1 rRNA gene is annotated in these 312 nt (G+C 61.2%); it reads right to left on the minus strand.

Features of this window, described 5'->3' with window-relative positions:
* Positions 1–15: 15 nt before the first annotated feature.
* Positions 16–131: ribosomal RNA gene (gene rrf / locus HL658_RS36565) — 5S ribosomal RNA — on the minus strand.
* Between the last annotated feature and the right edge of the window lie 181 nt (positions 132–312).

A 312-nucleotide genomic window follows, 5' to 3' on the forward strand; every position in this document is an offset into this window, starting at 1 on the left:
TGATGCGCCCTGGTGACCTGGCGGCGACCTACTCTCCCACGTCTTGAGACGCAGTACCATCGGCGCTGAGGGTTTTCACGGCCGAGTTCGGGATGGGATCGGGTGTTTGGCCCCTCGCCATGACCACCAGGTCACCGGGGCGCACCGTATCCGAACCACTCAACTCATCGCTTGCTCTCGCTTGGGGCTGTGTGTGTACCGAAGTTCGTCGTCGTTGTCGATGCTTTTCTTGGGTCGATTGTGGTTCGTCGGTCGAAGGCTTGCCGCTGCGCGCGGGCTGGATCAAGCCGAACGAGCGATTAGTAGGGCTCA

This window comes from Azospirillum oleiclasticum (assembly GCF_013423485.1).
Classification (GTDB): domain Bacteria; phylum Pseudomonadota; class Alphaproteobacteria; order Azospirillales; family Azospirillaceae; genus Azospirillum; species Azospirillum oleiclasticum.